The 25,180-nt window shown below is 39.5% G+C and carries 28 protein-coding genes; 10 read left to right on the top strand and 18 right to left on the bottom strand.

What is annotated here, in order from left to right; translation table 11 throughout:
- Positions 1–22 precede the first annotated feature (22 nt).
- The 5 genes from FDK13_RS06125 to panD form a co-directional block, all read right to left on the bottom strand.
- Positions 23–409 (bottom strand): DUF5618 family protein, encoded by a 387-nt coding sequence (locus FDK13_RS06125; RefSeq protein ID WP_137339101.1) that lies wholly within the window; start codon positions 407–409, stop codon positions 23–25.
- Between the two features lie 134 nt (positions 410–543).
- Positions 544–1,224 (bottom strand): zinc metallopeptidase, encoded by a 681-nt coding sequence (locus FDK13_RS06120; RefSeq protein WP_137339100.1) that lies wholly within the window; start codon positions 1,222–1,224, stop codon positions 544–546.
- Between the two features lie 96 nt (positions 1,225–1,320).
- Entirely contained in the window at positions 1,321–1,806 is a 486-nt protein-coding gene (rfaE2, locus tag FDK13_RS06115; protein WP_137339099.1) for a D-glycero-beta-D-manno-heptose 1-phosphate adenylyltransferase, read from the bottom strand.
- Between the two features lie 35 nt (positions 1,807–1,841).
- On the bottom strand, positions 1,842–2,876 hold the full coding sequence (locus FDK13_RS06110) for a lysylphosphatidylglycerol synthase transmembrane domain-containing protein (RefSeq protein WP_137339098.1): 1,035 nt from the start codon (positions 2,874–2,876) through the stop codon (positions 1,842–1,844).
- Positions 2,877–2,924: 48 nt separating this feature from the next.
- Positions 2,925–3,275: an aspartate 1-decarboxylase gene (gene panD / locus FDK13_RS06105; protein WP_137339097.1), complete on the bottom strand. Its 351-nt coding sequence runs from the start codon at positions 3,273–3,275 to the stop codon at positions 2,925–2,927.
- A gap of 328 nt (positions 3,276–3,603) precedes the next feature.
- Here panD and FDK13_RS06100 point away from each other — a divergent pair, with 328 nt between their 5' ends.
- Positions 3,604–5,076: a Gfo/Idh/MocA family protein gene (locus FDK13_RS06100; protein WP_137339096.1), complete on the top strand. Its 1,473-nt coding sequence runs from the start codon at positions 3,604–3,606 to the stop codon at positions 5,074–5,076.
- Between the two features lie 66 nt (positions 5,077–5,142).
- Here FDK13_RS06100 and panC read toward each other — a convergent pair whose 3' ends face one another.
- Positions 5,143–5,985, bottom strand: coding sequence for a pantoate--beta-alanine ligase (panC, locus tag FDK13_RS06095; protein ID WP_137339095.1), 843 nt, complete (start codon positions 5,983–5,985; stop codon positions 5,143–5,145).
- Positions 5,986–6,213: 228 nt separating this feature from the next.
- Between panC and FDK13_RS06090 the strand changes: the two genes are divergently transcribed.
- Positions 6,214–7,020, top strand: coding sequence for a glycogen/starch synthase (locus tag FDK13_RS06090; protein ID WP_137339094.1), 807 nt, complete (start codon positions 6,214–6,216; stop codon positions 7,018–7,020).
- Between the two features lie 308 nt (positions 7,021–7,328).
- Positions 7,329–9,167, top strand: a complete 1,839-nt coding sequence (gene glmS, locus FDK13_RS06085) for a glutamine--fructose-6-phosphate transaminase (isomerizing) (RefSeq protein ID WP_137339093.1) — start codon at positions 7,329–7,331, stop codon at positions 9,165–9,167.
- A gap of 988 nt (positions 9,168–10,155) precedes the next feature.
- On the opposite strand, the gene FDK13_RS06080 is transcribed toward glmS, so the two are convergent.
- The 3 genes from FDK13_RS06080 to FDK13_RS06070 all read right to left on the bottom strand — a co-directional run bounded on the left by FDK13_RS06080 (position 10,156) and on the right by FDK13_RS06070 (position 13,086).
- Complete coding sequence (locus FDK13_RS06080; protein ID WP_137339092.1) at positions 10,156–10,905, bottom strand: SDR family oxidoreductase; 750 nt, start codon at positions 10,903–10,905, stop codon at positions 10,156–10,158.
- Between the two features lie 646 nt (positions 10,906–11,551).
- Positions 11,552–11,788, bottom strand: a complete 237-nt coding sequence (locus FDK13_RS06075) for a hypothetical protein (RefSeq protein ID WP_137339091.1) — start codon at positions 11,786–11,788, stop codon at positions 11,552–11,554.
- Between the two features lie 95 nt (positions 11,789–11,883).
- Positions 11,884–13,086 (bottom strand): acetyltransferase domain-containing protein, encoded by a 1,203-nt coding sequence (locus FDK13_RS06070; protein ID WP_137339090.1) that lies wholly within the window; start codon positions 13,084–13,086, stop codon positions 11,884–11,886.
- A gap of 108 nt (positions 13,087–13,194) precedes the next feature.
- Between FDK13_RS06070 and FDK13_RS06065 the strand changes: the two genes are divergently transcribed.
- Complete coding sequence (locus FDK13_RS06065; protein WP_137339089.1) at positions 13,195–13,626, top strand: winged helix-turn-helix transcriptional regulator; 432 nt, start codon at positions 13,195–13,197, stop codon at positions 13,624–13,626.
- An 84-nt stretch (positions 13,627–13,710) separates the two neighbouring features.
- On the opposite strand, the gene FDK13_RS06060 is transcribed toward FDK13_RS06065, so the two are convergent.
- Positions 13,711–13,842, bottom strand: coding sequence for a winged helix-turn-helix transcriptional regulator (locus FDK13_RS06060; protein WP_170982724.1), 132 nt, complete (start codon positions 13,840–13,842; stop codon positions 13,711–13,713).
- 385 nt (positions 13,843–14,227) lie between these two features.
- Entirely contained in the window at positions 14,228–15,205 is a 978-nt protein-coding gene (locus FDK13_RS06055; protein WP_137339087.1) for an alpha/beta hydrolase, read from the bottom strand.
- 959 nt (positions 15,206–16,164) lie between these two features.
- Here FDK13_RS06055 and FDK13_RS06050 point away from each other — a divergent pair.
- Positions 16,165–16,638: a DinB family protein gene (locus tag FDK13_RS06050; RefSeq protein ID WP_137339086.1), complete on the top strand. Its 474-nt coding sequence runs from the start codon at positions 16,165–16,167 to the stop codon at positions 16,636–16,638.
- A 143-nt stretch (positions 16,639–16,781) separates the two neighbouring features.
- Positions 16,782–18,254, top strand: coding sequence for a transposase (locus FDK13_RS06045; protein ID WP_137339085.1), 1,473 nt, complete (start codon positions 16,782–16,784; stop codon positions 18,252–18,254).
- Between the two features lie 149 nt (positions 18,255–18,403).
- On the opposite strand, the gene FDK13_RS06040 is transcribed toward FDK13_RS06045, so the two are convergent.
- The 7 genes from FDK13_RS06040 to FDK13_RS06010 form a co-directional block, all read right to left on the bottom strand.
- Positions 18,404–19,000, bottom strand: a complete 597-nt coding sequence (locus FDK13_RS06040) for a TetR/AcrR family transcriptional regulator (protein ID WP_137339084.1) — start codon at positions 18,998–19,000, stop codon at positions 18,404–18,406.
- 161 nt (positions 19,001–19,161) lie between these two features.
- Entirely contained in the window at positions 19,162–19,389 is a 228-nt protein-coding gene (locus tag FDK13_RS06035; RefSeq protein ID WP_137339083.1) for a hypothetical protein, read from the bottom strand.
- The gene (locus FDK13_RS36485) at positions 19,325–19,459 is read right to left on the bottom strand and encodes a TetR family transcriptional regulator (RefSeq protein ID WP_310588125.1); all 135 of its coding nucleotides are present in this window, start codon (positions 19,457–19,459) and stop codon (positions 19,325–19,327) included. Before FDK13_RS36485 ends, FDK13_RS06035 begins: the two co-directional genes overlap by 65 nt.
- Before the next feature lie 118 nt (positions 19,460–19,577).
- The gene (locus FDK13_RS06025; protein ID WP_137339082.1) at positions 19,578–20,183 is read right to left on the bottom strand and encodes a TetR/AcrR family transcriptional regulator; all 606 of its coding nucleotides are present in this window, start codon (positions 20,181–20,183) and stop codon (positions 19,578–19,580) included.
- Positions 20,184–20,733: 550 nt separating this feature from the next.
- Entirely contained in the window at positions 20,734–21,300 is a 567-nt protein-coding gene (locus tag FDK13_RS06020) for a hypothetical protein (protein ID WP_137339081.1), read from the bottom strand.
- Positions 21,301–21,489: 189 nt separating this feature from the next.
- A complete protein-coding gene (locus FDK13_RS06015; RefSeq protein ID WP_137339080.1) occupies positions 21,490–22,227 on the bottom strand; it encodes an SDR family oxidoreductase in 738 nt (245 codons plus the stop codon).
- Between the two features lie 192 nt (positions 22,228–22,419).
- Positions 22,420–23,010 carry a TetR/AcrR family transcriptional regulator gene (locus FDK13_RS06010; protein ID WP_137339079.1) on the bottom strand — a complete coding sequence of 197 codons (591 nt, stop codon included), beginning with the start codon at positions 23,008–23,010 and terminating at the stop codon, positions 22,420–22,422.
- 771 nt (positions 23,011–23,781) lie between these two features.
- Here FDK13_RS06010 and FDK13_RS06005 point away from each other — a divergent pair.
- Genes FDK13_RS06005 through tnpB form a run of 4 tightly spaced genes read left to right on the top strand, consistent with a single transcriptional unit; the run spans position 23,782 to position 25,111 of the window.
- The gene (locus FDK13_RS06005; protein ID WP_137339078.1) at positions 23,782–24,015 is read left to right on the top strand and encodes a UDP-3-O-acyl-N-acetylglucosamine deacetylase; all 234 of its coding nucleotides are present in this window, start codon (positions 23,782–23,784) and stop codon (positions 24,013–24,015) included.
- Between the two features lie 28 nt (positions 24,016–24,043).
- Positions 24,044–24,463, top strand: coding sequence for a hypothetical protein (locus FDK13_RS06000; RefSeq protein WP_137339077.1), 420 nt, complete (start codon positions 24,044–24,046; stop codon positions 24,461–24,463).
- On the top strand, positions 24,460–24,768 hold the full coding sequence (tnpA, locus tag FDK13_RS05995) for an IS66 family insertion sequence element accessory protein TnpA (RefSeq protein ID WP_137339076.1): 309 nt from the start codon (positions 24,460–24,462) through the stop codon (positions 24,766–24,768). Before FDK13_RS06000 ends, tnpA begins: the two co-directional genes overlap by 4 nt.
- A 1-nt stretch (position 24,769) precedes the next feature.
- Positions 24,770–25,111 (top strand): IS66 family insertion sequence element accessory protein TnpB, encoded by a 342-nt coding sequence (gene tnpB, locus FDK13_RS05990; protein ID WP_137339075.1) that lies wholly within the window; start codon positions 24,770–24,772, stop codon positions 25,109–25,111.
- Positions 25,112–25,180: the final 69 nt, after the last annotated feature.

The following is a 25,180-nucleotide window of genomic DNA, read 5'->3' as shown; positions in this document are numbered from 1 at the left end:
GTTTTGGCCTAAATAAGGGAAGTTAATTTTTGAAATTCTGAGTTCTAGTTTCTGTCCAGTTAATAATATTTTCAGCTTCTTTTAAGCCAATTGCGGCAACTTTGGTATTGCCAGCTCCTTCATAACCCATGGCCAAATGAAGGATTTCGTAGACACCTGCAAAGGATTTTGTAATCTTTCTATCCATAGTGGATAACTCTGACTGGTACCATTCTACACTCTTTCTTGTTGACTTTTTCTTATTACCCAACATGCTATCCAAAGCTAATAACACACCAGTGTAGGCTGTATGACCAGCCATTTTTACGTATTTTTTATCCTGATAATACCCATCTTCCTTTTTTGCCTTTTCACTTAATATCTCTCTGGCATTAGCTAAATGGCGGCGCGCTTCTGATATTGAATCCATTGATTACTTTATTGTTTACAGGATTTTAATTTTATAGTTGATGTAGTAAAACAAATATAATCAAACAAAAAAGAGAAGTCAACTTTTTGAAAGCTGACTTCTCTCAATATTCAAACTTTGATTAAAAAATCAAATTAATCTCTTCTGCCCATCAAAATGCTCACGTAATAAAGCAAAGTGGCTAATGAACCGATTGCTGCTACAAGATATGTTCTTGCTGCCCATTTCAAAGCGTCAGCGGCCATTACGTATTCTCTTTCATTAACAACTCTGTTTTGCTGTATCCATGCAAGAGCTCTGTTACTTGCATCGTATTCAACAGGAAGTGTAATAAAACTAAACAAGGTAGTTACTGCAAATAAGGCTACACCGATGGTTAATGGAAGAGGCGTAGTGTTCAATAACAAAATACCTCCTAAAATTACCCACTGCATATAACGGGACGAAATACTTAAAAACGGTACCATTTTGGAACGGAATTGCAGCCATTTGTAAGCCGTAGCATGCTGAACAGCGTGACCGCATTCGTGGGATGCAACTGCTGCTGCTGATACACTGCGTCCGTGAAATACATCAGGACTCAGGTTTACTGTTTTGTCTTCCGGATTATAATGGTCGGTCAGTTGCCCTTCAACAGAAACAACCCGAACGTCATAAATTCCACTATCTCTAAGCATTTTCTCAGCGATCTCACGGCCGCTCATTCCATTGCTTAGTCCAACTTGTGAATATTCTTCAAACTTACTTTTCAACCGCCATTGCACGTATAGGCTAATGGCCATGACAAGTATACCAATTACATATGCACCCATCATATCTTTGTCTCTTTTAGATTTGTTATGAAAAATTAAAATTTCAACACTTAAACGGAGCGTTTGATATTAGTCACTTATGTAAAAAATATCTGTATCTCAATATCCTTGTTTAATCTTCTCGATCACTGCCGAAGTCGAATATCCTTTAACAAGTGCTATCGTTTTTACCTCTCCTCCATTAGCAAGAACAAAATCCGCGCCAGCGATATTTTCTACTGTATAATCGTCACCTTTTACCAAAATGTCAGGTTTTAAGGCTTCAATCAGCTCACTTGGCGTAGGTTCGTCGAACAAAATGACAGCATCCACAAATGACAACGCTGACATCAAACGAGCCCGCGCGTACTCATTTACAACCGGACGAAGCGGACCTTTTAACCGGCTTACGGATGCATCGGTATTAAGTCCCAACACCAGTCTTCCCCCCAAAGCGTGTGCTTTTTCCAGGTAATCAATATGTCCTAAATGTACAATATCAAAACAGCCATTGGTAAAAACAACTTTCTGGCCAGCTCTTTGCCAATCCTCAATCAGCGTTTTTGCCTCTTCGATGCGTACGATTTTACTTTCTGTCGGATTCATTCTCAAATAATATTTTGGTTGTAGGAAAAGATGATTTAATTATTGGTAACTGCTGCAACCGGTTCGTCGGTTGTTTTATTCTGAACTAGTACGAACAAAAATGCAAAAGCGCCTATTACCAGCATAAATAACATTTGCGTACCATGAATAAAAGTTGCCAAAGTAATACCATCTTTTTGTGTCAAACCATACAAAACCATTACACTTCCTACCAGTAAATGATAGGCCCCGATTCCGCCCTGCGTAGGTGCTGTCATACCAATGGCTCCAACGACAAGCAAGGTTAAACCTGCCAGCATACCAAGTTCAGAAGTTTCAGGAATACAGAAGAAAAGAACATAGGAAACCAGATAATAAAAAACCCAGATCATCGCTGTACTCAGAAAAAACAAACCCGGATTCTTTAATTTTCTAACACTCAGCAAACCTTCGAGCATACCTTGTAAAAAGCCGACGATCTTTTGAATAACCGCATTCTGCATCAGCTTTTCCCTAAGAGAACTACTGCGCAGAATAACAATAACAGCGATAATTCCTGCTAAAAAGATAAGGCCCCCAATAATCAGGAAAAGATTTGGACCGGCCGCAGGCTTTCCGCCGCCTGAAATTTTACTTTGAAATATATCAGTAAAAAAACTGCTGAGACGATCAAATTCCAAAATAAAATTTAATCCGATAAGTCCTAAAAGAATGATCACATCGAAAATCCTCTCGGCCACTACCGTTCCAAAACTCAGATTTACAGGAATTTTTTCAAGTCTGTAAAGCGTTCCGCAGCGGGTTACTTCTCCCATTCTTGGAACAATATAATTGGCAAAATAGCCCGTCAGTACAGAAACAGTACTGTTTAATAAACCAGGCTTATACCCAAGCGGCTCCATCAGCATGCCCCAACGCCAGGCTCTGGTAATGTGCGCACATATTAAGAGTACACAAGAAAGTGCGATCCAACGCCAATCGGCCTGAGCGAATCTTTTAAGCATATCGTCAAGGTTGATATCCTTAAAAACGAACCAGATCAAACCGCCCGCCAGTCCCAGCGAGATAATATAGCGAAGTGCGCTTTTCATTTTAATAAATTTCGTTTGTGAGTAATAAGACAATCGTCAGCGGAAAGCCTAAGCTACAAGCTGATTGTTATGGTCAGGGAAAACAACCATCGGTTTGAAAGATTTGGCCTCTTCCGGTGTCATGCTTGCGTAAGAAATAATGATAACGATATCGCCAATCTGTACCTTCCTTGCCGCAGCGCCGTTGAGGCAGATCATTCCGGTTTTGCGTTCTCCTTTAATGACATAAGTAACAAAACGCTCTCCATTATTATTATTAACAATGTGAACCTGTTCATTTTCAAGTAATCCGGCAGCATCCATCAAGTCTTCATCGATTGTGATACTTCCTACGTAATTTAATTCTGCCTGAGTCACCTTAACACGGTGAATCTTCGACTTCATGATTGTTATTTGCATTACTCAGCTAGATGAGTGAAATTTTATTGTGAATGCGTGGAAATTCCGCAAAGTTAAAGGAATTATACACAGCCTTCAAAACATAACCGTCTTATGGGTAGTTCCAATTTTGAATAGTATTCAAATACTGCATATGGCCGCGCATTTTACCACAAGGATATTTCGGAGCCGGAGATTTTTATAAGAAATGGTAATGTTGAAATAATAGGAAAGAATAGTACTATATAGTCGAACGTTGGTATATTTAAGCGCTGATTGTTTTCATTCAGTAAGAATTAGTCCAACTACGCTTTTGACTATTATTAATCTTATTTAAGACCAAAACCCGATGAGTACAGAGAATAAACCAAGCGGCGTGACCCGTCGTGACTTTCTTCAGAAAACTACCGCGGCGGCAGTGGGAAGTTTTTTTATCGTTCCAAGGAACGTGCTGGGTAAAGGATTTATCGCTCCGAGTGATAAATTGAATATTGCCGGTATTGGTGTTGGCGGTAAAGGATTTTCGGATACCAACAACGCTTGGAACAAGGGCGCAGAAAATCTGGTAGCACTTTGTGATGTTGACTGGAACCAGGCAAAAAAGAATTTTGATCTCCATCCGGATGCCAAGAAATATAAAGATTTCAGACGCATGTTTGATGAAATGGGCAAGGATATAGATGCAGTAACCGTTTCCACCACGGATCATATGCACGCGATCATTGCGATGGCGGCCATGCAAAGAGGAAAACACGTGTATGTGCAAAAACCTCTGACGCATGATATTTATGAAGCGCGTATGCTTACAGAAGCTGCCAGAAAATATAAGGTCGTGACCCAGATGGGAAATCAGGGTGCTTCCAATCCGGCGCAAAATCAAATGAAGGAATGGTTTAATAAAGGTCTGATTGGTAATGTCCATGAAGCGCACGTTTGGACAAACCGTCCGGTGTGGCCGCAGGGTATTCCTGTTCCGACTGCTAAAATGCCAACTCCGGAAGGACTTGACTGGGATTTATGGGTTGGTTCTGCGCCTTGGGTTGACTATAACCCGGCATGGCATCCATTCAAATGGCGTGGATGGTGGAACTTCGGAACGGGTGCTTTGGGAGATATGGGGTGTCACCTGATTGACCCCGCTTTCAGAACATTAGGACTTGGTTATCCAACAGAACTTGAATGTAGTGTTGGAACTGTATTTATTAAGGACTGGGACGCTGAGTATATTCCTGAGGGTTGTCCGCCTTCGGCAAGGGTTCAGCTGAAATTTCCGGCCAATAAAGTTAATAAATCAGAAGTTACGCTTACATGGCATGATGGTGGATTACGTCCTTTCCATCCAGACCTGATTCCTGCAAATGACCCGCTTGGAGAGCCAGATAGCAGCAATGGTGTTTTGCTGATCGGAGAAAAAGGCGTTATGACTTGCGGAACCTATGGTAAGGCGCCAAAAGTTTATTTGAAAAACGGTACGAAACTGGAATATAAGGAAGGTGATTTTGGAAACAAATACACACCAATGCCGGAATTCGGTCACCATGTTGCCTGGTCTGATGCTTGTAAAGCTGGTTTCCAAAGCAAAGAACACAAAGCATTGACTTCTTCTTTCGATTACTCAGGCCCGCTTACTGAAACGGTAATTATGGGTAACCTGGGTATTCGCAGTTATAACCTTCGCCAGGCCAAAGCGGATGGGAAAGGTTTTGACTTCCCTGGACGTAAGAAATTGTTATGGGATGGTACCAATATGAAAGTTACCAACTTTGACGAAGCGAATCAGTTTGTGAAACGCACATATCGCGGAGACTGGAAATTGGAATAGAATCAATTTTGCTATAAAACAGAAAAAGCCTCGGAAGAGGCTTTTTCTGTTTTATAGCAAACCGGATTAAAAAACGATATTATCAATCAACCGGACTGACCCTAAAAATGTAGCGATACAAAGCGCCGTTGTAGCGGTAGAACCAATAGTATGTATAGATTGTAAAGTCCGGATATTGACAACTTCAAAATAATCGAGTTCGAAGCCGGCAAGTACCAGAAATTCGCGCTGTACGGCTTCTTTTGTTTCTTCTATATCATTTCCTCCCAAAATCTTTTCTTTCGCATCCAGCAGAATCTTGTAGATAATCGGTGCATGTGCTCTTTCTGCGTCGTTCAGTCTCCTGTTTCTTGACGACATAGCCAGGCCGTCATTTTCTCTTACTGTTGGACAAACAATTAATTCAAGATTGAAGGACAGATCCGCTACCAGACGTTTTACCACGGTAACCTGCTGTAAGTCCTTTTGACCAAAATAAGCTTTATGAGGCTGAACAATATTAAACAGTTTGGAAACTACGATTCCCACACCGTTAAAATGACCTGGCCTTGAAGCACCTTCCATTACCGTTTCAAGTAATCCGAAATTCATTGTCAGCATTGTTGGCTCCGGATACATTTCGTCCACTGTGGGTGCGAAAACGGCTGAGCAGCCTGCACTTTCCAACATAGCACAATCTTCTTCCAGGGTCCTTGGGTATTTAGCCAGGTCCTCCGGGTTGTTAAACTGCGTGGGATTTACAAAAATACTGCAAACAGTGATGTCATTCTGAAAAGAAGCAGTTTGAATAAGCGATATATGTCCTTCATGCAGCGCACCCATGGTTGGGATAAGTCCAATGCTTTTATTTTGGAGGCGTTGAACAGAAAGGAAATTTTTTAGGCTATGAATTGAAGTAAAAACTTCCATGAAAGGTATTTATAGATTAGAAGACGCCGGATTCGTTACAAACTGACTTTTTTCAGGTTTGTTGGTAAATAGATGAATTCCGGCCTTTTCATGGGGGTTTCTAAAATATTTGGCATAAATACGGCCAAACTCTGCGCAATATTACAATTAGTTTTTAATTTCTATTGAAATCCCGGTTTTTTTTATGTAATTTTGCAAAACTTTTTTTCACAAACTGCTAAATATCTAATGGACAAACTACGAATTTTGTATGTAGCCAGTGAAATCAATCCTTTTCTCCAAACCACAGATGTCGCGGATTATGTAAGAAGACTACCGCAGGCAATGCAGGAACGTGGGGCAGAAATCAGGATTTTGGTACCTCGATTTGGTCTAATCAATGAGCGTAAAAACAGGCTTCACGAAGTAGTTCGATTGTCAGGAATTAATATTACGGTTGGCGATGAAGAAAAGCCGCTTATTATCAAGGTAGCTTCCATTCCAAACGCCAAATTACAAGTTTATTTTATAGATAACGATGACTATTTTCACCGTAAATCTGTATTCTTTGATAAAGAGAATAACTTTTACGATGATAACGACGAGCGTGCTATTTTCTTTTGCAAAGGTGTACTTGAAACTGTGAAAAAACTTGGATGGGCACCGGACGTTGTACATTGCAACGACTGGATGACTGCTTTAATTCCAATGTACCTTAAAACTACGTATCGTAACGATCCAATGTTTAAGGATACAAAAAGTGTATTTACAGTACATAACAACGCTTTTGATTATAAATTTGATGCGGATTTGATGAGCAAAGCAAAAGCAATTGATGTTAGTGACGAAGCGCTTTCGCATCTTCATTCGGCGGATTTTGAAGGTTTTGTAAAAATCGGATGTGCTTATGCTGATGCCGTTGTTAAAGCAGAAGAACATTGCAGCGACAGCCTTAACCAGATTTTCAACGATGCACCAAAGCGTGTTGAGTTGGACGAGGAAGACGAAAAATTCTCTGAATCTTATTACAATCTGTATACAGATTTGATGAGCTAAAATAGAAAAAATGAATTGAGAGATGGCGACCAGATTCTGGCCGCCATTTTTTTTTGTGTCTTATATTTTTTATTTCAGTAAATGAAAACCCGGTATGCAGGTAAACTTCATAAACGTCACGGAATCTTCCTATCTTGATTTTTTAATATTTTTTAAGATATAAATCATTCATAATGAATATCATAGTGTGTGTTCGAGCACTCAATGAAAATTGGATAATTTATAGGATTTAGTTTGTTATCCAATTCTGGTTCTTATTAATTTGTACTTAGTACTATACATACATCCCAAATAAATTTAGAGAAAATATGTGCGGAATTGTTGCTTATGTAGGAAGCAGAGAGGCCTACCCATTAATTATCAAAGGTCTGAAACGTCTGGAATATCGTGGTTATGATAGTTCCGGGGTTGCATTAATGGAAGATTCAGAATTGAATATTTATAAGAAAAAGGGAAAGGTAACTGATCTTGAAAGCCAATTGAATGGCAAGCAATTGAAATCAACCATCGGAATAGGGCACACGCGTTGGGCTACGCATGGTGAGCCCAATGATGTAAATGCGCATCCGCATTTTTCAAATGATCATAAGCTGGCCATTATTCACAATGGTATTATTGAAAATTACGCTTCGATCAAGCAAAATCTTGTAAAAAAAGGACACGTTTTTCATAGTGCTACCGACACGGAAGTACTGATTCATTTTATTGAAGATGTTCAGAAGGAAACGGGAGCGTCACTGGAAGAAGCTGTCAGACTTGCGCTTTTGGAAGTTGTTGGTGCATATGCTATTGTGGTGATGTCAGTGGATTTTCCGGATCAGCTAATTGCTGCAAGAAAAGGAAGTCCATTAGTAATCGGAATTGGAGAAGATGAGTTTTTCTTTGCTTCGGATGCTACACCGATTATTGAATATACAAAAGATGTTGTTTATCTGGATGATTACGAAGTTGCGATCATTCGTGATGGCAAACTTAGTATCCAGAATCTTGATAATACACAGAAAGTTCCTTATATCCAGAAACTTGAAATGGAACTGGAAACCATAGAAAAAGGTGGTTATGACCATTTCATGATTAAAGAAATCTTTGAGCAGCCACGCTCCATTGCAGATAGTATGCGTGGCAGGTTAAGAGCTTCTGATGCACATTTACAGCTTGGAGGCCTGGCAGATTATATCGATGAATTAGCAGCTGCCGAAAGAATAGTAATTGTTGGCTGCGGAACTTCCTGGCACGCCGGATTAGTTGCAGAGTATCTTTTTGAAGAACTGGCAAGAATTAATGTGGAAGTAGAGTACGCTTCTGAATTCCGTTACAGAAATCCGGTTATCAAGAAAAATGATATAGTAATAGCCATTTCCCAGTCCGGTGAAACGGCTGATACGCTGGCTGCAATTGAACTGGCAAAATCCAAAGGAGCCACTATTTTTGGGGTTTGCAATGTCGTTGGTTCGTCGATTGCACGCGCTACACATGCAGGTGCCTACACACACGCAGGGCCTGAAATTGGAGTAGCAAGTACAAAAGCATTTACAGCCCAGGTAACGGTTTTGACATTAATCGCCATTGCGGTTGCAAAAAGAAAAGGTACTATTTCAGAAGAAACGTATCAGCAGCTCTTGAATGAACTGGAAGGGATTCCGGCTAAAGTCGAAAAGGTTTTTGAAAATGCTGCCAAGATCAAAGAGATCGCTTTCATTTTCACGTATGTCCGGAATTTTATTTATCTCGGACGCGGATTGAATTTTCCGGTTGCTTTGGAAGGAGCACTGAAATTAAAAGAAATCTCTTATATCCATGCAGAAGGATATCCCGCAGCGGAAATGAAACATGGCCCGATTGCTTTAATTGATGAAGATATGCCAGTTGTTTTTCTGGCTACAAAAGATGGGTCTTATGAAAAAATAGTTTCCAATATTCAGGAGGTAAAAGCACGTAAAGGTCGTGTTATTGCTATTGTTACAGAAGGTGATACGTTAATTCCGGGGATGGTCGATTTTGTGATTGAAGTACCCGAAGTTCATGAAATACTAACGCCGCTGGTTTCGGTTATTCCTTTGCAATTACTTTCTTATTACATCGCGGTAATGCGTGGAAGAAATGTTGATCAGCCTAGAAATCTTGCCAAATCGGTGACGGTAGAGTAGGGATCTTCTTTGGAGATGAAAAGCACTGTCAATGAAAGTGGATGGGCGCCTTAGCGGGAAATTCTATCCACTCCACAAGTTTTGGGCTTGATCCGCTAAATGTTTGGCACAAAAATCCGGGCATAAAAAAAGGAGTTACGAAAATATCGTAACTCCTTGACAGTGATGTACCCCTCCCCGAACATTTGTCGAACCAATTTCTGGATGATTTACAGAAATTATCTAAGTTAGTTTTGCCTGGATGTGGAGAATTTAGACGGGGTGACCAACAGATTTTGTAGTAGTGTGGAGAATTCGGAGCCATTAATCACCTCAATTCGGAAATTGATGACAGGTAGTTTCGGTGGGAGTTGACCAGTTTAAGTAAATGATTGATAATAATTTAGCCCATGGTCAGTAATACTCAGGTGATGGTCAATCTGCCACGGAATCATATGGTCAACGCGTCCGAATTCTCCACATTATAAAAGAAACGGGCGGCTTTATTTTAAGCGCCAGGAGCTGATTGAATATGTTGAGCAGGGCAAACAGATTGCACACAAATACGAGGCAAGCAGACGGTGAGCGGTATTTTGATCTTCAACTTTCCGGGCACACGTATGTGGTTTAGTTTTTTTCTTGAAATCTGGCAATTAAAAAATTGTGTCGCTATCATGTAGTCTGTTCACTATTTTGAGTTTGCGTCCCGCACTTATATAACATAACAACAAGACTGTGACTCTTCACAGGTGGATGTTCACTAAGAGAAGTGTGGTTTATAGAATTTAAGTGATCCCGTTAAAATGAGATAACCTTTCAGATTAACACATTTCAACGGGAGATTAATAACGTATTGTCCAAATTCACCAAAGAAGGCCTAAATTTATTTCTGGACTTGTTTTTCAACATAGAAGACACCCTCTTTACGATTATTTACCCAAAATACCTGATGGTAAGGGTACGGTCTGAACATAAGTCTCGTTCGCAACCCCGCCAGCATTCGCACAGTTTAAACTTCTTCTTCCTGATTCATCAATTTGAACGCTTCTGCATAGGTTGCCGCACGTGACAAATGGTAAATTGCGGCAGTGTTACCTGTAAGAATTTCATAAGTATCGTTCTCCAATCCTTTCAATAAGGAGTCTGCTACTTCGGAAGGTGGGATACCATTCTCACCACCAATTTCAGTCGAAAACTCTGTATCGACCAGAGGCGGCATGAGTTCAAAGACTTTGATTGACGTGTTTTTGCTTAAAGCCAAGCGAAGTGATTGGGTGTATGAATGCAAGGCGGCTTTGCTGGCGCTATACGTAGGGATGCTACCTGCGGGTACCAGGGCTACCGTAGAACTAACATTTACAATGGCCGCATCATCACTTTGAAGCAGTAGAGGCAAAAGTTCATCTATCAGGCGCATAGCAGAAAAGACGTTTGTTGTAAATTCTTCCGTAGCTCTTGTAGCTGTGCTGGCATCTATGGCAAGTTTGTAAGTGTGGGCGTTGCCGGCGTTATTGATAAGTATATCCAATCCTCCTAAATTTTCAAGATGGGATCTTAACCTTACCGCATCTTCGGGCCTGGTAATATCGCTTACGATGTAACTCACATTATTCAACTGTTCTGCTGCCTTTTGAAGCCTGCTTTCCGAACGGCCCGTAATGATCACACGGTTACCTTTTGCAATTAATTGTTTGGCTATTTCGAAGCCGATTCCTGAACCACCACCGGTAATCAGGATTATTTTGTTGGAGACATTCATTGCTCGTTTTTTAATTTGACACTTTAAGTTGGCGTAAGAAAATTGGATCTACAACATACCAATTGGTATTTTATTTTTCATTAATTTTACTGTTTTTGGTTTGTTTTAGGCGCTTTACACATCGTTTAAATACATATTATATGTATTTAATAAATACCTATCGGTATCTGTAAGGTCAAAAAAATGTCTCGGAAAGAGGGCTTAAAGTAATCTGTTTTCATGTAAATAGCTACTGGCGGCTTTATGATGAACATTTTTTTTACTAAAAAAACAAAGTAGACAAATTAATCTACCTGTTTTATAACTTTGTGCATGATCATTTCATCTGCTAGGTTAGTGGGAGATTGAACTCTGCTGAGCAGGGTTTTGATATTCAACTTACTCATCGTTTTGTGCGTTACTGAGTTCTTGTCCATCGTTGGAATTAAGAGTTAGTATATTCAATGATGGTAGCAAGTAGCACCTATTCGGTCATCTACAGAATTTTACACCGTACTTATTTAGGGTCTTGCCTATTTAGTATATAAGTCAACAATTCTTCCCGAGATTTCAGACATTTTAATTGATGTTGGGGTGTTTAAGTTGTTTTATCAAATTTTTTTGCGAGACCCTTATCCCAGATAACCATACATGGCCAGTATCAGGACTAGCCATTTGTTTGTAAAATCTTTCGCCATACTTCCTCCTTGTCGGCTAAAATTTTTAAAACGGTATCAATTTTTAAATTTGAAAGCCACTGCTCGACCCGTTCGGCATTCTCGCCATTTGCAGCTATCCAGTTTTCCACTTCATTTTTCGTAATAGCAGGACAATCATCTGAAAAATACAAAGCTAATACTTCCTTTTTTATGTCGTTGGCCATAGCATGTTTACATTGAATCATTTAAATATTTTAAAAGGACTGGTAAGCAAATCTGCTAATACCAGCAAGCCTAATGAAGCTTACAACTATATGTAATGTCTATGTTAAAAAAACTCTTACAAATATTTCAGCCACCAATAAGAATGTGACTGTTTAAATTTTCCATACCAGCGGCAGGCAAAATATAGCGTTGCTATTAATACCGCCCACACGAAATAAGCTCGAACCAGGTTTGGTTCATAAGCTGAGGGCCAGTCTTCTTTTGAGGAAAAGAATAGATTAACTGAATACCCAAATTTTACCGACATCCATAGCATGGCACTGGCATTAATTAGCGGTATATGTAAGAGATAGAAGAAGAGTGGCACCTTACCAAATACAAGAAAGAAATCGATAACCCTACCGCGTACATTTTCAAACAATGCTAATAGCAGGCACGCTCCACCCAATGTGATGCTTAAATAAAGTAGAGATGGAGGATATTTGCTAATACTAATAAATGACAAAAGGGTATAAAGTATTCCTTTCTGCTGAATGACCCAAGGGTTCGGATCTCCGTACATGTTGGATGCACGCAAAAGGATATAGAAAATGATTAAGGCAAAGCCCATAATAAAAAGCCGTCGCTTGCGAAGGTCAGGGGCAAGCGTAAATAACGAGCCCGCCAAATAGCCTGCAATCATGACTGCCACCCACGGTATAAGAGGATAAGCAGCAAATAGGGGGGGTAAGCCTTCTGAAAGGGGCAAAAATTGAACTGGCCTGTGCAGAAAAATCCATCCAAGATTCTCTACTGTTACTTGTTTAGGCTCGATATATATTAATAACTGGTGGCCAGCTATAAGTATGACCGTAAGTGAAGTAAGCAGCCATCGCGGTAACCAGATCAGACCAGCCATGCACAGCATTGACCATCCAATGACCCAGATAACCTGTATGAAAATGACATCGTAGCTAAATTGCCAGAAAAAGCCAACAACTGCCAGTTCGAGAAAGATCATCCACGCTCCGCGTTTTAATAAAAATATACTCGCTGTTCTTAAATCACCCTGCTGCTGTTTGTATAACAAAATACTTACACCGGTCAAAAAAACAAAGATAGGTGCGCAAAAATGCGTAATCCATCTTGTCATGAATAAGGCGATGGAAGCTTGTGAGACATCATCTGCACGGTACGGGGTAGCACTCCAAAAATCCCGGACATGGTCAAGAGCCATTAAGATAATAATCAAGCCACGTAAGGCATCGATGGATGTAATGCGCCCGGATCTTGAAGTCACCTCAGCCGCTGCAGTATGTTTGTAGAGCGTATTTTGCATAGATTATAGCTGGAAATATCTTATGTTTGTATTTCAGTAGTTCTTGTGAAGTGCAAGAGCAAATCTATTATAAGTTATTGCAAAATGCAATAACTATCTGTTTTTATTATGAAAATTATTAATTCAAGATCAGATTGTCCAATCAGCTATTCGCTTGATATTTTTGGAGATAAATGGACTTTACTCATCCTTCGGGATATGATGCTAAGTGAAAAAAGGTCCTTTAGTGACTTTTTGAATTCCCCGGAAGGAATTGCATCAAATATTTTGGTCGATCGTCTGAATATTCTTCATAACCAGGGATTTGTGACGAAGGAAGCGTCATTGCTCAACAAATCTAAATTTCTTTATACACTCACAGAAAAAGCGATTGATCTGGTTCCGGTTGTGATAGATCTGATCGAATGGGGAGAAAAATACAATTCAAAACGAGAACCCAAATCAATACTGACTAAAGTAGTCAAGAATAAGGCAAGAGCGATCAAAGAAATTCAGGAAAACCTAAGAAAGAAAACAGGGCAACAAGAGGTTTCAAAGTAGTAATTTCCCTATACAAGGAATGAAATTGCAATCAGTCTGTTGAATTTCGAGGTTCATCATTTTTTGGTGATGATTTCTGCCTCATTACTCCATGCTTTCAATAATATCTTTTATGCTAACGCCGTAGGGTGTCAATTCATAAACAACGGTAACCGGCCTGGTGTCATAACAGAGTAGTTCATTCATTTCAAGATCCAGTAGTTCTTGCGATAGCATTTTGAGCAAATACCACTCACTCTGCATTGGAGTTCCATAAAATGGGTTTCGCCAAAATATAGCAAAGTCAGGGTTTTAATTTACCGATCACAATTATATCATGGTTTCTTACCAGATGCAACTATTTTTTTAGCAATGCGTCCAGCTTTTTTCTCGTTTTTATATCAGCTTTAAGCAGAAGGGCTTTTTGAAAACAGGAAATTGCTGCGGTTTTGTTTTTCTGGCTGCTGTAATAATCACCCAAACTATCATAAGCCCCATAACTGTTGGGATAAATTAGTTACGTTTAGTTTATATAAGCCGAGCGCTTTTTCAGGCATACTGCTTCCGGATGCGGAATTAGCGTAATTGTTGACCAGGCTTTCTGATGGTAATACCTGGAAACCTATGCGCTTAGATACCTCCAGGTAATGATGAGTAAAAGCTGGGCAATATCTGTATGGTCATGAGGGTTGAAAAAGCTGGCTATCCAGCCAGAGGGCATGGTATAGAAATCAAATATGAAATGCAGACCGTCGTAAACGGTTATTAAAGGGGCACTCATGTGCGGTTCTGTTGGATAAAACCGATAGTTAAAGTGCAAACCATTCTCCTTGTTTTTCTGAAAGGCATCTTTGAATAGGAAAATGGAGCGCGTATGAAATGTAGCCATGCAAGTATCATTGCGCAGTGCTAATGTATCAATGTCCGACCGCATGTTATTGGCGATTCCCAGAAAGACACTGATATCTTTAAAACTTTTTTGTTCAAGCTTTTGCTCCGCATGTTCCAAAAATTTACGGTTATCCCACCACATACTTGGGTCGATCATGATATAGCTGTTAAATAACTTGGTGTGATTGATTAAGACATTAGAAGTCGCTAGTCCACCCAAGGAATGCCCAATTAAAATCCTGAAGGGTAACGTAGGGTATTGGGCATCAATGTAAGGTATCATTTCTTTTTCTATAAAAGCCGTAAACTTTTCTCCTCCGCCCGTTTTGGTGCCTGGTGGAAATCTCCCATAGGTAAGGAAGTCAGATTTTGTTGGCGTAAAATCCAGCTCCCTGTCCGTATTAAGAATACCGACCACGATGACTTCGGGAAATTCTGTATTGCCGTTTCGGATGCTCAATTGTTTAGCCATAGCGCTGACGGTTGCAAAATTTGCATCACCATCAAGAACATAAATTACCGGGTAATGTGCCTTGGCAAACTGATGTTCGTAGTAACTTGTGGGTAGGGATACCCATACAGTACGCTTTTCTTTTAGAATTTTAGAATTAATTTGATTGACCGAACCGATGGACAGTTGGTTATTGACCACCTTTTGTGCCCTGACCGTAGTCGCAAAAAGGATGAACAAGCATATAAATATTTTCATTTTTGAAGTATGTTTACGCGTTTAGAAGGTTGCGAATCTGGCCACCGCAAGTACGCCAGATTTAAAATTGTAATACGATCAAAACCCGCACTCTATGTATAGCGGCACACGGATGATTCAGGTAAGTAAAACGCTGTACATAATCCAGCCTTACTATTTTAAAAATGGGTTACACCAATACTTACTTCGGTATGAGGGGTCGTCATTTAAAGCATAGATAATTGGGATAACCATTTCATGGGTTAACCAGCAGGGAACGTTGTTATTATAGATTTTAATATCCTGGTATATTTTGTTGAAAATTGATTTTAAGCCTTCGTTGTCGACAAAGCTCTTGTTGTATTCAATCTGCTTGCTGCCGAGGATGATTTCCTTTTTGGAGTATGGAAATTTCCGTAAATAATTATCAACTAAGTTTTCCTCCGTATGTAGCGGCAATATATATTTTGCCGCCGATCTCAGTAGAGTCCATCTTCTTAAACAGAAACTGGTAGTTTTTAAAGATTCGTTTGTTCTTAAATTTTCAGATTGATGACTCCGAAAAAACAACATATTTTCCTACTGGTGATATTTCGCGTAAGCATAGCTTTCAAGCCTGTTTTGTCATCAGTAATTTTTTCGCTGATAACTGTGATATTCCGGGCGTTGACGCTGTTAAACGAGAACATCATAAAACCTGAAAATTAGTTGATCAGGCAAAGTTAAGATATATACCTTTCGGTATTTATTTATATAGATCATTTATTTTGTTGTGACATTGGAATGTTCAACTTTAATTATTATAGTAATATGGTAAATGGCCTCTTTTTCATAGGCTTAAAAGTTTGGCATTTTGCTCAAATTCAAAGTATCAAGCGATTTAAGGTTCTGGTATATACCGAAAGGTATTTGTATATTTGTAACAATTTAGCGTAAAACAATTCAAGTTTGGTTTTAAAGTCTGTTGATTACGGTTCAATATGGAAAAAATCGCCCCTTATATTTTGCGAAACCGCAGATATATTCTTAGTGTAGTTCGGAATTTGACTACGGAACAAATAAATGATGTGCCTCGTGGCTTTAACAATAGCATCATTTGGAATATCGGCCACATGACGGCAGTACAATTGGAAATGTATTACCTGATGACAGGTAACGCACTTAAAGTTGAGGAAAAATACCATGTAAATTTTAGAATCGGTACCCACCCGTTTTGGGTTGAGGAAGCTGAGATTGCCGTGGTGAAACATTTATATCTTCAGGCAGTTGGCCAGTTAGACGAGGATTATCGGGCGGGACTGTTCAAAAATTATGATGCTCTTGCAAGTCCGCATCCGAATGCATCTGCACTTTCTGACATCACGACTCATTTCCTTTTTCATGAAGGCCTGCATTTTAACAACATTATGTCTTTACGAAGAATTATTCTGATGGGTGAGGTCCCGATCAGGTAAGGACTCCGGATACTAACTTCTCTAGTTTTAAACCCTAACTCCGCATTTTTTTAACCCTTCTATTAAAAAATGTACAAAATATAGCATTCAGTTTAATTTTTGAGTTTTTTTGATTAAATTTAGACAACCTAAATAAGTTGTCTATGTATTTACCAGACTGGGTTCTTCCGTTTAAGGAACCCAAAACAGAAATCAAATTGATTAACGGTTGCTACTATAAATATGAAGTACGCTACCAATACAACAAGGAAAAAAAGAGGACCGATAAGGTAACCGTACGTCTTTTGGGAAAAATAACCCAAGACTACGGATTTATTGCTTCGGATAAGGATTTGATCCGTCGCCAGGCATCACAGCTTCCTAAGGTCGACATCAAGACTTATGGCGTCTACCATTTGTTTTCCGAGCTGTTGTCTGAGGAAATAAAGTCGCTGCAAGCCGTGTTCCGGGCTGATATCATTGAAAGGCTACTTTCCTTTTCCCTAATGCGATGGGCTTACCAATCGCCTATTAAAAGGGCGGCCAATTATCATATTCATGATTTCTGTTCAGAACACTGGAGTGCCAATACCATAAATGATAAACAGATATCGGCAGCTTTGAAATTTGTTGGAGAAAACCGGGAGGCACTTGTAGACTGGATGAAAGCACAGGTGGGCGTCAGCGCTGCTGACGGTAATAAATTTGTGATGATGGATTCAACACATGTCTCTACGGTATCAGAACAACTTGGCATCAATGTTAAAGGATACAATCCTGACCATGATTTTGACAAACAGGTACGGCTCATGTATATGTTTTCCGCAGAACTTAAGCAACCTGTCTACTATCGGCTGATCAATGGAAATATTACCGACATCACCTCAATGTCTCTTTGTGTGAAGGAAATGGCCATTAAAGATGTCGTCTTCATTGCAGATAAAGGCTTTTACAGTAAAACAAATATAGAACAACTCGCAGCAAACCAGCTGCAATACATCATTCCACTACGTAGAAACAACGGCCTGATTGATTTCTCACCTTTATTGAAAGCCAATTTCAAAAAAGAGATCAAAAATTATTTTGAATATCAAAACAGAATAATCTGGTATTACCAATATGAAAAAGAAGATATAATATTGGTGACTTTTTTAGACGAGAAACTAAAAGTAAAAGAAGAAAGCGATTATCTATTACGTACAAAATCACAACCCGAGGCTTACACAGAGGAAAAATTTTATGACAGGATGCACGGATTTGGCACTTTGACCCTGGTCTATCAAATGACCGGCCAGCAAACCCCGCAGCAGCTATATCAAGCCTACAAACAACGCAATGAAATAGAAATCATGTTTGACAGCTATAAAAATTTCCTGAATGCAGACAAAATGTACATGCAGGACCGACACGTACTGGAAGGATGGATAATGGCCAATTTTATAGCAATGATTGCCTACTACAAACTTTACTGTCGACTAAAGACAGCGAAGATGTTATCCACATATTCCCCCAAAGACATTATAGAACTTTCCAAATCCATTTACCAAATCAAAATAAAAGGAACATGGCACAGATCTGAAATGACCATTAAGGCAAAAACACTTTTTAACAAAATTGGTATAGACTACCTAAATTGAGCGGAGTTAGGGTTTAAAGTAGTGAGATTAATAATCTAAGTTGTACGATAAAAGTAAGAAGAGGTTTGCATTTATACCAATCGGTATATGTTTAGCCCTGAGGAACGATAGTCATTTTTTTCTAAAAAGTCAATCTGGTTAGTACTTCGCTAAACGAAGTTTTCCACCATGGATTTGGCAGTATCCAGAATGGCAGCCTGCACATCATTCTGCTTCATTGTCCGGCCGAGCAATACTGATCCCTCAATGATCGCGATCAACGAAAACGCCATTTTATCGGGATCTATACCCGTTCTGAATTCTCCATTTTCAACTCCCTTGGTTATTAGATCGGCCAGCACTTTTTTCCAGGTCATAAAACCATAAGATGCCTTTTTTCGCAAGCCTTCATGTGTATCGTCAGCCTCAATGGCTGTGTTTTGCAATGGACAACCGCCCGGAAGCCTGGTATCCGCGTTTTTGGCATAATAAGCATCGATATGAGCCAGGATCTTGTTCTTGATCGTTTTCTCCCGGGCCATTAAAGCATCGATACTTTTTTGGCTAACAGCCAGGTTGTATTCAAATACAGAAACTGCTATATCTTCCTTATTTTTAAAATTACCGTATATGCCACCCTTTGTCAGCTTCGTAGCTGCCGTCAGATCGCTTAAGGTCGTGCCATTATAACCTTTCTTGTTAAACAGTTCCGCCGTAGTTTCAATGATCCTGCGGCGGGTTTCTTCAGATCGTGGGACAAAATTCATAATGCAAATATACACCCTTAAATTACCTTTAGGTATATCCAATCCACACAATTTTGAGTAACTTACATTAATCTTGCAAATCGGCGTTCAGTCAGTTCTTAACTACGCTACTTACTAAGAGTTGCTTATCCGTCCGGGCCCGGTAGGAGTAAATAGATTGATCACGTCATTTTTCTTGCTTTTGTTTCGATGACCCGGGTCAGCAGTTCCACGGTTTCCAGTACCAGTTCAAAACTATCCCACTGGCCTGCGACTTTGGAGATCATCATTCCCTCCTCAATTAGCGCGATGTTGGGAAGTGCCAGTTTTCGTGCATGGACACCTTCAACAAATTCTCTGGATCGGATGCCCTGCTGAATCTTTGTTTTCGAAATTACCGTAAATCCCACCCTTTATTAGCCCGATAGCTTCCATCAGATCCGACAGGAGTGTACCAGCAAATCCCTTTTTATTGAATATTGGTGCAGTCCTTTCGATAATGAAGTTTCTTGTCCTTAGGCCAGTCTTTATAATAAAAATATAACAATTTGTATATCAATACTTGCATTTATTGGTAAAAATGACATTCATTTGGTTTCTATTCATACCTTAAATTATAGGTTAGTAATTCCTTTCGAAGGCTATCGACCAACTGGTGCATGGGAAGGTTGGACTGGACGATACTACAATAAGCAATAGCACCCTGAATAGTGCAGCACATCTTGAGGGAATAATTTTCAATAGAGAGATCAGCCGATAATTCGCCCGACAGAACCCCGCTGCTTAATATCTCGTTGAACATGCGGGAATAGTTTAATAATACTTTTTTTATTTTTTCTTGAATGGTGGCTGTAAATTCATCGGCGCTTAAACTAAGGTTGAGAATGGGGTTGCCTCCCTGAATGAATGGGCTAAGCGGATTGCGATTCAGTTCCAGAAATGCAAAGATCTTACCAACAGCACTTTTTTCCCTGTTAATTGCCATAGTTATATGACGGGTAAGTTCATTCAGGAGATAATCTGTACATGCATAGACCAGGTCTTCTTTATTTGTAAATTGGCTGTAAAGGCTTCCTCGGTGAACCCCGGATGCCTTTAGGATATCATCAACTGAAGTACCTGCTATACCATTGATGTTAAAAAGGTATGCCGCGTTTTTTAACAGTTGTTGCCTGGTTCGTTCGCCCTTACTTAAATGATCCATAAATCCGCTCTTTTAATTTTAATCAAATTATTAATACCCATGTACCAGGCGCCTGAAAATCAATTGAATCTCAAACATCAGTTCATTGTCGGGGTTATGCATTTCATACCTTCCCATATCAAAATCGGACGCGTTCACTACAAACCTGTTCGGATTGGTCCCAATGAAGAATTACATCGGATATTTAGCGCTGTCGAAATAATGGCGGGAAAGAAATAATACATTTTGACTGATATCATTAACATTAATTGTTTCCGATTCTAAATACAGCATAAAATCAAGCGTTTCGAAATTTTTGTTGGCCAGTAATATTCCGCTGGGGTTCGATGGATAACTGGGACCCGGTATTTATGGATGACCTGGCAAAAAAGAACGGTGATCGTTTTGAATAACAAGTCGTTAGTCTCACGAATGGGGGCACCACCAGATAGTTTTGCAGCAGAGGCATCGGAGTTCCTTGACTGGTAAGTTGTAAATCATGCCCAAGGATGCTTTGCTCTTGTTTAATCGTTCTTTTGAAACAATTAACCACGGTCAGGGATCTGGATAACTATTTTCTAAGGAGCGGGATCTGTAGGTTAGTTGGGCGGTTTTCTTCTTTGTCAAACCCCCTGCCATCTACATTCCTTGCACCCCAGAACATCATATCGGAGTTAATATAAATTAAATCATATTCCTTGAAAATGTCTCCGTTTTGGAGTCCAAATGGTGGAAATGCTTTACCTAATATGCTTTGCCCGACATTTTGTTTCCAGCTATCAAATCCGGAGGTATATTGATTCATTGCGTCGGCGAAAGATTGATGGAGTGGTGTTACTTCATATTCAATGTCGGCAATGAAATCAACTTTTTGAGCGCCGGGTGCGATCGGGTGATCACCTTGCCAGCTCATGTGTCCCTTGATATACATTCGGCCAAGCGGGATACTGCCGTATGGATCTACAAAATTGATCACTGTCAATTCAAAGGTGTCGTCAGGCAGATAAGTAAATTCTCTGGTCAGGTAAAATGGTTTAATGCTTTCACCGGGTGTTGCCAGGCTGCTTGGACGGATCTCTGGCGCTATGCTCGCCCATTTACTGTCCGATATTAATTGTTTTATGTCTTTAATATTCATTTTTTAACCCGGATCCTGGTGATAAATTTTGAGTAAAAGGTTTAATAAATCGAAAAACAGGGAGAATTGAAAATCCTGCTCGGCAGTAAGCGAATGGAATTTTACATGTGACAAAATATAGTTTTAGTATATTTTGTCACATGTAAAATCATTTAGTTATCGTTTATTGCTTAATCTAACCTTATAGGATTAAGAGATACCGTTTAAGGTATTAAACGCCGCTTCTGGTGATTGTTTGTTAACGTTGTAAAAATGATCTGCAAATCCAATTCGGATTTCAAATTGGTCTTCTTTGAATCCTTTTATGATAGCATCTGCGACCTCTGCGGGAGCCATTTTATCGGTAGGGATATTTTTAGTGAAATCTGTGTCCACAAGTGGAGGCAGAACTTCAAATACCTTAACTTCAGATTTCGCCAGCGATAACCGAAGCAACCTGGTGTAAGATTGTAAAGCTGCCTTACTGGCACTATAGGTCGGCATGATAGCCCAAGGCACGATTGCAACGACTGAAGTAACGTTAACTACGGCTGCTTCCGGCTGGCTTTTCAGCACAGGCAAAAGTTTTTCAGTTAATCGGATCGGTGCCAGGTAATTAATTTCCATTTCTTTCCGGGCTCCTTCATAGGCATTTGAATGCTCATCTAAGGAAAACTGATGGGCACTTCCCGAATTATTGATCAGGATGTTCAGGTCAGGAAATGAAGTTTTAACTTGTTCTACGAGCGCGTCTACTTCACTTTCAATGGTGATATCGCAACGGATCACTGTTGCATTTTCAAGTTCTGAGGCCGCTGAAATCAATTTTTCGAGGTTCCTGCCTACAATGATGATCTTGTTTTCAGGTGCTGAAAGTTTCTTTGCTACTTCAAGTCCTATACCAGAACCACCGCCGGTGATCAGAATCGTGTTGTTTAGTGTTTCCATGTTCTAATGTTTTGTTTTTATTGTTTTTTATTTATTTGATGTTAATTATTCATTGATTACTGATGCAGCTCTGTTTATTAAATATACTATTTAGTATATTTAAATTTAAAAAATGACCTTTTTCTACTGATTTCATCGCTTCAGCATGCACCCTAAAAATGTACTATTTAGTATATTTTGATACGAAAAAAATTACTTTTTTTCATACCTTTCCAGTTCGTCCTTCAAACTTTTGATCAGCCCCTGCATTGGTGCATTGGTATTCAGAACCCGGCACATGACGATCCCCCCTTCAACAGCGGAAAAGATTTTGAAGGCCATTACTTCCGGATCAAGATTGTCCGCAAATTCTCCATTTTCTATGCCTCCTTTCAGGATCTTTGCAAAACCTTCCTGAGAGAAGCTCACCATCCTACTCACTTTTTTCTTGATTGGCGCATGGTTGTCATCGGCTTCTACAGCCATATTAAAAATCGGACAACCGCCATCTATATAGGTATTTAAAGGTAATTTATTAAAATCGAGGTAGGCAAAAATCTTGCCCTTGGCCGTCTTTTTTTTCGACATAGCCTGGGCTATCCCATCGGCAATTTTGTTCAAAAGATAATCCGCAGTTTGAAGTGATAAGTCCTCCTTATTTTCAAAGTGACTATAGAGCGCTCCCTTTGTAACCCCGGCAGCCCGTGTAACATCATCAATGGCAGTTCCATTAATGCCTTTGGCATTATAAATTAGTCCTGCTTTCTCAAGGATCAATTGTTTGGTTTTTTCTGCTTTAGTCATTGTCATCTAAATGTGTTACAAAAATATACTAAAAAGTATATTTTGCAAAATAAATATTAAATAAATATTCAAACATGCTTTTTTAGTTGAGTGAAATGTCCTGAACTCGAAGTCAGTACAATACCGGATCTGGCAGGTAACTGCTATCATTGCCAAGAATAAATACTATTCTGTTCGCAGGAAAAATAATTCCGAAGAACTCCCGGTATTAGCACACAAACTGTACAGCCGGCGCGACTCCCAAGACATTAGAAAAATAATTATGCTTCCGCAAAAGGCCACTGATAAAAAAAATAAATCTGCCGCATGTTACGCGCCACAAACGCGAAAAACTTACAGCCAGTTTTTGCCATCTTCCTCTCAGATGTCATCAATTCGAGCCGGGGGGCCAGGCAATGTAGATCCAAGTCGCGTATGCTTTAAATAAATGAACTGTGATTCATACCCTTTAATACTCCAGAGGTCGCAGGTAAAGTTTATCTGTGCAGTGAGACCGTGTAACACATTCCATTTTTCCAACCGTCGTGAGCCGAAGGTGCACAATTGAGTAATTTTTTTTCTGCATACTTAATTATATGATTTTGAATTATGAAACTAAAATAGCACATTATATATATTAATTGGTATATATAATATCTCCGTAAGGTAATAGAGCAGTGTTTTAATGACTGTTTTAGAGTTGCCAATCGAATTGATCAAACATGAATTTGCAATATACCGATAGGTATATTAAATTTACTTGTCCTTAGTTTTTAATTTATCTGCCGGCATTTGAATTGGACAATTCTGCCTGCCAACGGCACAATGTTTATGATCATTATTACCTATCAACAAACGATCAATTCACCAATTATGATCAGTGGTGTTGGACTGCATTCAGGAAAAAAGACTTTTTTCTGTTTTATAGCTGCTCCGCTTAATTATGGCATCAAGTTCAGAAAAACAGATTCGGCCGGGCAACCCGTCATTGCTAATCTGGCAGCATCTATTAAACAGCTTTATTAACATAAATATCTTTTTGTACTCGGCAACAATGGAACATTTTAAGCAATTCTCCATGAAGGAAATCGGTTATCTGGAGTTCCGGGGAGAGCTACCGGAAAAAGTAGGCCGACGGAATTTATCGGATTTTATTAAGATCGTATTTCTAAAATCAGGCACAGCGGTCATAGATTTCAAAACTTATGAGATAAAACAAGACACATTATTCTTCATCAATCCAGATCAGTACTTTCATTTCGATGAGAACTGTTCAGGATCAGCAATTTATTACAACAGGGATTTTTATTGTGTAGAAATCCATGATGCAGAAGTAGCCTGCGATGGCATCCTGTTTCATAACGTTTATAGAATTCCGGTTGTGGGCTTAGCAAAGGAAGATTCAATTGAAAGTATCCGTCCGATAAACACCATATTTGAACGGATTTGGATATTAGGTAATCTTGTCTCATGAAAAATGAGACAGAAAAAATGCGTGAGCTGTACGATCAGTGGCAAACGCAAGGCATAAGCAAACAGGCTTTTTGCAATCGGAATGGTTTGGGATACCATAAATTCAATTACTGGGTTAAAAAGTTCCGCCGCAAGAACTCCGCTCCCGTTGTATCGATCGGTGGGTTCAGTCAGATACCGGTTCAACAACCGGATTTAATTGAGCAAAACCAACAGGCGCTGGCGGCCATTACTTTTCCATCTGGAGCGCGTATAGAGCTGTTCGGATCTCTCGACGCTTCATTCATAAAGAAGCTCATTCTTTAATATGCTGGCTTTATCTCACAGCTGCCGGTACTTTTTATACCGGAGTCCAACCGACATGCGCTTCGGTATTTACAGCCTGGCTGGCCTTGTCCGAAATGAACTGGGCTTTGATCCGTCAAGTGGTGATGTTTTTGTTTTTCTTAGTAAACGACTTAAGCAGATCCGGCTTTTACAATGGGATCGGGACGGTTTTGCGATGTATATCAAAAAACTGGAACAAGGCACTTTTGAATGGCCAAAAGGCAAAGATATACCCATCACCAGTCAGCAGTTGACACTTCTTTTACAGGGTGTAATGCTAGATTCAGTTCGCCTTAGAAAACGCTATCAGCATGCAAATTAGGGCAATTAAACATGTAAAAAAAGCTATTAAAAGTGCCATATAACGTTGTGTAGCTAGTTTTTATATCTT

The organism is Dyadobacter frigoris (assembly GCF_005280585.1).
GTDB classification, from domain to species: domain Bacteria; phylum Bacteroidota; class Bacteroidia; order Cytophagales; family Spirosomataceae; genus Dyadobacter; species Dyadobacter frigoris.
This window is presented reverse-complemented; position numbering and strand designations above follow the sequence as displayed.